The sequence below is a fragment of the Bacillus sp. LR--39 genome (genome assembly GCF_053613335.1).
Map to the genome: position 1 here is coordinate 1 of NZ_JBSIOT010000130.1, position 1,497 is coordinate 1,497.

Here is a 1,497-nt window from a genome sequence, read left to right on the forward strand (position 1 = left end):
ATCGTTCGGCACAATATATAGCAGCAGGACAGGAAATCCGATGTTAGCCAAATGCGCCGCAATCCCGGAGCCCATTACCCCCGATCCTAAAACGGCTGCCTTCCGAATGTGTTTGTGCATGAGATATCCCCCTTGAACATTGAATGAATAGTCATTCATTTTTTGACTAAAAAAATGAAACCCGTTTCTTCTTTCATCTTAAAAGATTTCCGGTTCGACTTCAATAGCTAATTTGTTATTTTTTTGTATGAAGCCTATAAAAGTCGGGCAACTTAAGCCCGGAGGTGAAGGGAATGGTACGAGAGAAAAAAAATCCGTCTTCAGCGGCAGTCAGCGCGGCGAGCGTAAAGGGAGATGCCGGTCCGACTCAGCATTACGGCGGCGGAAAACGGACAAGTCAAAATCAGCAGTATAAAAAACATAACATGGAACAATCATAATGCAGCTGCTTCCCGCGGCTGCTTTCACTTTTTCAAAATTCCTTTTAACACAAACGCTGCATTGGCAGGCCGTTCGGCAATTCTTCTCATAAAGTAGCTGAACCAGTCCGTTCCATATGGGACATACACACGCATTCTGTAGCCTTCCTTGGCGAGTTCCTTCTGACGCTCCTGCCTGATGCCGTATAGCATTTGAAACTCAAATTGCGACGCGGGGATTTGATGTTCGGCGACGAGCTGTTTCGTAAATGCAATGATGTCATCGTCATGTGTGGCGACAGCCGTGTAGTTCCCGCTTAACAACTGCAGCTTTATTAAGCTCTGAAAATGAAGGTCCGTTCCTCTTTTGTCGGGAAACGCTACGGCCGCAGATTCTTTATAAGCGCCTTTTACAAGTCTGAGATTCGGCTTTAAGTCCCGCATCTTTCTGATATCTTCTGCCGCCCGGTACAGATACGCCTGAATGACCGTGCCGAGCTTCTCAAATTCCTGTTTGCATTGCCTGTAAATAGAAAGTGTCTGTTCATAATGGGAATAGTCTTCCATATCAATGGTCACAGCAACATCATATTGCTTCGCAACGGAAAGAATGGCGCGCAAATGAGTAAGAGCAAGTTCTTCTGAAAGATCGAGCCCGATTGAGGTCAGCTTAAGTGAAAGCTCTGAGTCCAATTGATGTTCGGCAATGGCTTGAATGGCTTTCTTGCATTCCTCTGCGACTTGGTTTGCTTCTTTTTCCGAAGCTGCATACTCGCCTAAATAATCAATTGTTGCACACAAACCGGATCTGTTTAGCCTTTTGACGGTCTTAACCGCCGATTCAATCGTATCCCCTGCGACAAACCTTCGTGCTCCAAGCCGCGTTCCGTATGCTTTTGCGAACTTGGTAAGTGTTTTATTTTGAGATAAGAATAAAAACACATGTCTCAACATCCGACTCCCTCCCGCCGTCATCTTCAAAACCATGTATATAACTCCCAGTCTGAAGGAAACTATAAAATGAACAGAAACCAAAGGAGGATCACAATGGATAATCAGCAGCAATCTCAAATGCCGC

Annotated in this window: 3 protein-coding genes; 1 reads left to right on the forward strand and 2 read right to left on the reverse strand. The window is 45.2% G+C overall.

The features are described 5' to 3' along the window. The coding region (locus tag ACWHAR_RS21040) for a 3-hydroxyacyl-CoA dehydrogenase NAD-binding domain-containing protein (RefSeq protein ID WP_452087716.1) at positions 1-120 on the reverse strand (120 nt) is incomplete at its 3' end. A 173-nt stretch (positions 121-293) separates the two neighbouring features. Between ACWHAR_RS21040 and ACWHAR_RS21045 the strand changes: the two genes are divergently transcribed. Beyond that, on the forward strand, positions 294-440 hold the full coding sequence (locus ACWHAR_RS21045) for a YuzL family protein (RefSeq protein ID WP_003240817.1): 147 nt from the start codon (positions 294-296) through the stop codon (positions 438-440). 24 nt (positions 441-464) lie between these two features. On the opposite strand, the gene ACWHAR_RS21050 is transcribed toward ACWHAR_RS21045, so the two are convergent. Continuing rightward, complete coding sequence (locus tag ACWHAR_RS21050; protein WP_041333072.1) at positions 465-1,373, reverse strand: proline dehydrogenase family protein; 909 nt, start codon at positions 1,371-1,373, stop codon at positions 465-467. Between the last annotated feature and the right edge of the window lie 124 nt (positions 1,374-1,497).

Excerpts from the sequence above, each read along its gene's own strand:
- ACWHAR_RS21045 (WP_003240817.1), top strand. The coding sequence starts at position 294 with ATGGTACGAGAGAAAAAAAATCCGTCTTCAGCGGCAGTCAGCGCGGCG.
- ACWHAR_RS21050 (WP_041333072.1), bottom strand. The coding sequence starts at position 1,373 with ATGTTGAGACATGTGTTTTTATTCTTATCTCAAAATAAAACACTTACC.